Origin of the sequence: Komagataeibacter sp. FXV3, assembly GCF_015155755.1 — a bacterium.
Classification (GTDB): domain Bacteria; phylum Pseudomonadota; class Alphaproteobacteria; order Acetobacterales; family Acetobacteraceae; genus Komagataeibacter.
The window spans coordinates 1-4,932 of record NZ_VWPI01000027.1; the positions used below are offsets into that span (position 1 = coordinate 1).

A 4,932-nucleotide genomic window follows, 5' to 3' on the forward strand; every position below is an offset into this window, starting at 1 on the left:
GTCATAGGCGGCACGCGCATTGCGATCCATGCGCGGGTCCCGGTCCGCGCAGGCGGTCAGTGACATGACAAGGGTGAGGGCGGCCAGCAGCGTGGCCAGCGGGATCATGGTGGGTTTCATGGGGCTTCCGTTATCAGCATGCGCCATCACGCGTTGTATGTATAAATACAGACCGCATGCAATGACGCATCGGGCGATGCCAGCCATGAATTCCCACAGACGGCCATCCTGAACAGGCATATCGCGGCAGGCCGGATGGCACTGTGCGCCGATATGTCGGGGTCGCTGGTCCATGGGACCACGATCCGCATATCAGGCACCTTTTCCTGCCATGGCGGGAAAGGGCAGGAACGGGCGGGAACATGTGCCGGTCATGTCGTTCCCGCCCCGCAGGCCAGTGGCCCCGGATGCCTCAGGCGAATGCCTCGTCCCAAGTCCCCAGCGTGGCGCCCCGGCTGTATTCGGTTGCCCGGTTTTCGAAGAAGTTGGCGTGTTCGACCGCGTTCATCATCTCGTCAATCCACGGCAGGGGATTGCTGGGCACGTCATAGATCGGTTCCAGTTCCAGCCCGATCAGGCGACGGTTGGCGATGAAGCGGATATACTGCTTGACCTCGGCCGCTGTCAGGCCCTTGACCGGCCCCATGCGGAAGGCGAGGTCGATGAAGCGGTCCTCGTTGGTCACGATCTCGCGGCAGGCCAGATGGATCGCATCCGCCACGGCGGGCTTGTCGATCTGGTGTCCGAACTCCTGCATGTATGTCTTGAACAGGCGCGTGATGGATTCAACGTGCAGGCTCTCGTCACGCACGGACCACGTCACGACCTGCCCCATGCCCTTCATCAGGTTGTGGCGGGGGAAGTTGAGCAGCATGGCGAAGGACGCGAAAAGCTGCAGCCCTTCGGTAAAGCCCGCGAACACGGCCATGGACAGCGCGGTATTGTAGTGGTCATCCATGTTGAACCGCTGCAGGAACTCATGCTTTGCAGCCATTTCCTCGTATTCAAGGAAGGCGGCATATTCGGTTTCCGGCATGCCGATGGTGTCCAGCAGGTGACTGTATGCGGCCTGGTGGATGGATTCCATGTTCGTGAACGCCGACAGCATCATGCGCACTTCGGTCGGTTTGAAGCGGGGCATGTACAGGTCGATATAGGCGTTCTCGACCTCGGTATCCTGCTGGGTGAACAGGCGGAAAATCTGCGTAACCAGATATTTTTCCGTCTCGGACAGGTTGTTGTTCCAGTCCTTCACGTCATCGCCCAGGGGGATTTCCTCGGGCAGCCAGTGCAGGGACTGCTGGGTTTTCCATGCCTCGAACGCCCATGGATAGCGGAAGGGCTTGTAGACCGGGCTGGGGGAGAGGAGGTTGGGTGTGTCTGTGCTCATGATTGCCCCCTATAACCCAAAAATCGTCACCGCTATATCGGCTTTTGCAGATGCTGCGTGATGTTGTCGGAACCGGGAGCGGGGAAGGGGGAAACGCGCCTGAAATTGCTTGATTCTACGGCCGGATTTTCTGACGGAGGGCAGACGGTTTTCAGGTTTTCCGGTTATGTAATTATCGAACATAATGACGATAGATAAGCTTTTTTCCCGCAGAACAGGTACCTGCGCCTGGCATTGAAACCGTGAACCCCGACATGACATGGTATGAGAACAATAATCAGAACAGTGCGTTAACCGTCATTGCCGACCGGATTCCGCTTACCCGGCATCAGGAGGTCGGCCAGACCATGGAGCCATTTCATGAACAGTCCTGATACGCCGCAGAACCGCCGGATCGTGCTGGCATCCCGCCCGTCGGGCGCGCCGACCCCGGCCAATTTCCGTCTGGAACGGGTGCCGGTTCCCCCGGTGGGCACGGGGCAGGTGCTGCTCAGGACGCTGTGGCTGTCGCTGGACCCCTATATGCGGGGCCGTATGAGCGCCGCGCCATCCTATGCCCCGCCCGTCGCCGTGGGGGATGTGATGGTGGGCGGAACCGTGGCGCGGGTTGAACAGTCTGGCGTGGAAGGATACAGGCCGGGCGATATCGTCCTGTCCTATGGTGGGTGGCAGGATTATGCCGTTTCGGACGGGAGCGACCTTATGGTCCTGCCCGCTGGCATGTCCCACCTGTCACGCGCGCTGGGCGTTCTGGGCATGCCCGGTTTTACGGCCTGGTATGGCCTGCTGAAAATCGGCGCGCCCAAAGCGGGCGAAACCGTGGTGGTGGCGGCGGCCAGCGGACCTGTCGGGGCCGTGGTCGGGCAACTGGCCCGGCTGCATGGCGCAACCGTGGTGGGTGTTGCGGGTGGCCCGGAAAAATGCCGTCGCGTGCGTGAGGAACTGGGTTTTGACGCCTGCCTTGACCATCGCGACCCTGATTTCGCGGCCCAACTGGCGGCGGCATGCCCCAGGGGCATAGATGTCTATTTCGAAAGCGTGGGCGGCAAGGTGTTTGATGCCGTCCTGCCGCTGCTCAACACTTTCGCGCGTATCCCGGTCTGTGGCTTGATCGCCCACTATAACGACAGCGTGTATGATGGTGGTGCCAGTACTGGCCCCGGGCCTGATCGGCTACCTGCCTTCATGGCGCAGATCCTGATCCGTCGCCTGCGGGTGCAGGGATTTATCATTATGGACCACTATGGCGAATTTTATACCGAATTCCTGCACGACATGCAGCCACTTGTCGAAAGCGGGAACATCCGTGTCTTTGAAGATATCGTGGACGGTCTGGAAAATGCCCCGGAAGCCTTCATCGGCATGCTGGAAGGGAAAAACAGGGGCAAACTGCTGGTGAAAGTCAGTTCATAAGCCATAAGCCGAAATGGGCATAATGCAGGGCCTGGCATTTCCGGTGGCGACGACACAGGGCCGTTTGAAAAAATAAAGGTTTTTGGGTGCCGTCTTTTTTCAGGAAGGCGGTGTTCCCTGAAACTTTCTGAAAAAAGCTTCACCAGAAAACGTCCGATCGCAGGAATGCTTCCCGGATGATTTTTCACACTGTCCTTGAGCCCACATGGCACGGAACGGGTCCGCCCGCCGGCAAGTATCCAGATCAGTCCCGCTGCGGGGTATAGCCCTGCCATAGCCACAACAGGGCTTCGGGCAGGGTCTGCGCGATTGTCGGACCATCCACATGCCCCGCGTTGCGGGACAGGACAAACTGGTAGTCATATCTTTTTGTTGCCAGGACACGCGACATGTTTTCACTGGCCAGCACCCAGTCATGCATGCCATCGGGCATGGCGGGTGCGGGATAGAACAGGTCCCGGTCGCCCGCGGCAAACCAGAACCGGACCGGCTTGCGCGCGGCATTGGGCACCAGCGCCGCCCCCGGCAGGCTGCCCGTGGCGGCAGGATTGCCCGCCCAGGGGGAATGATACTGCCATGCCCCGCCCGGCATGGCCGGATCATGCGGCCATTGCTGGTTGGTCAGCGTTGGGGAATAGGCCAGCACGCGGCGGTACAGGTCGGGATGGAACCACGCCATGCCAAAGGCCGCACCCCCGCTGGAACTGACCCCCATCGTGGCCCTGCCATCGGGATCATGGGTCAGGCTGACACCTGCCTGCCGCTGGGCCAGGGGCAGCACCTCGCGTTCAACCCATTCGGCATAGGTGCCCGATACCGTGTCATATTCCAGCCCGCGTTCGCTGCCCTGCGCATCCTGCCCGCCCGCGCCGATGCCAATGGCGATGATGGGCGGCAGCCGATGGCTGTTGATCAGCGCGTCCAGTGCCGCGAACAGGTCCCGGCCGGGATAGAAACCATCTGCCCCGCCATCGCCAAAAACAAGGAATGGCGCCTTGGTGCCGGGTTTGTACTGCGCGGGCACATAGACATCCACCTGCCGTATCCACGGGCCGGAATGGCTGCTGGTCAGGCGCAGATCGGACGGGTCGCCGGCGGCGGAACGGGCCGTATAGATCGCGCCGTTGGGGCAGCCATCCGGGTCATCGCGCACAATGCCGGAATTGAACAGGACGCTCTGGCCGGAATTCATGGTGAAGGAGACCACGCGCCCATGCGGCGCGGTGCGGGCTGCAGCGAATTCCGCAGCGGCCATATGGGTTGGCCCCAGCACGAAATTGCCATTGGCCGCCAGTGGCGGAACGGCACCATCCGGCAGGTCGCGCGCCGCGGGGTAATGGGCATCATGCGGGTCGCGCCGGGGTATGTGGCCATCAGGCGCAAGTCCGGACAGGTCGATAAAGAACGGGGCCTGCGGGTGCGTGGTATTGGCGGCAGGTGGGGTGGGCACATGCACCGACTGGCAGCCGGCCATGGCAGGCGACTGCTTCATGACAAGGCAGGCCGTGCAAGCCAGAAGGGAAATGGAAAACCGTGCCCTGAAGCCTGTTGCCAACCGTCCGTATCCCGTTTCGTGCTGAAAATCGTCCATGCCCCAGTCAAACACGGGTCATGATCCATATCCACCCCCGGTTTCAGGGTTGTGCGTGCGGTATTCCGGGGTCGTGGCAGGCGGGAAACAGAGGCCCGGTACCGGCCGTATTCCCCTGTCTGCAGCATGATGACCGACGCCATCCGCCGCACGGCCTGATGTATGTCATTGCAGCGTGTGACGGGTGCTCCCATATCAGGGATGATGTTTTTTTATACGATGCAGGAGAATACTGTTGGCGCGCAGGCCAGTCATGTCCCGGTTGCCTGGTGCATGCGGGGATGTCAGCGTGGACAGCGACCGGTTGAATGATTTTTGTATTTACGTCCATTCCCCTGCATTTTAACTTATTAATCAATGCATACCCGGGACATTCTGCCTGATGTCCGATCATCGCCTCGGTGGTATATAAATACTGAACATAGGATAAATAACCATGCCAGTTGACCAGATGCGTAAGAACATGTCGGAGAACGCGGGTTTCATCGCGGCCCTGGACCAGAGCGGGGGATCAACACCGGGTGCGCTGCGGCATTAC

General features: G+C 60.5%; 3 protein-coding genes and 1 pseudogene. 2 read left to right on the plus strand and 2 right to left on the minus strand.

Going from position 1 to position 4,932, the window contains the following annotated elements:
- Positions 1-412 precede the first annotated feature (412 nt).
- Positions 413-1,390, minus strand: a complete 978-nt coding sequence (locus F1542_RS02815) for a ribonucleotide-diphosphate reductase subunit beta (protein WP_193731709.1) — start codon at positions 1,388-1,390, stop codon at positions 413-415.
- A 360-nt stretch (positions 1,391-1,750) separates the two neighbouring features.
- On the opposite strand from F1542_RS02815, the gene F1542_RS02820 reads away from it, so the two are divergent.
- Positions 1,751-2,803, plus strand: coding sequence for an NADP-dependent oxidoreductase (locus F1542_RS02820; protein WP_193731710.1), 1,053 nt, complete (start codon positions 1,751-1,753; stop codon positions 2,801-2,803).
- Between the two features lie 244 nt (positions 2,804-3,047).
- Here the strand turns inward: F1542_RS02820 and F1542_RS02825 are convergent, their stop codons facing one another.
- Positions 3,048-4,295, minus strand: coding sequence for an esterase family protein (locus tag F1542_RS02825; protein WP_227672423.1), 1,248 nt, complete (start codon positions 4,293-4,295; stop codon positions 3,048-3,050).
- Positions 4,296-4,830: 535 nt separating this feature from the next.
- Here F1542_RS02825 and F1542_RS02830 point away from each other — a divergent pair.
- Positions 4,831-4,932 (plus strand): annotated as a pseudogene (locus tag F1542_RS02830) (class I fructose-bisphosphate aldolase); the annotation flags it as partial.

Coding starts and splice junctions, on each gene's coding strand:
- F1542_RS02815 (WP_193731709.1), bottom strand. CDS start 1,390: ATGAGCACAGACACACCCAACCTCCTCTCCCCCAGCCCGGTCTACAAG.
- F1542_RS02820 (WP_193731710.1), top strand. CDS start 1,751: ATGAACAGTCCTGATACGCCGCAGAACCGCCGGATCGTGCTGGCATCC.
- F1542_RS02825 (WP_227672423.1), bottom strand. CDS start 4,295: ATGAAGCAGTCGCCTGCCATGGCCGGCTGCCAGTCGGTGCATGTGCCC.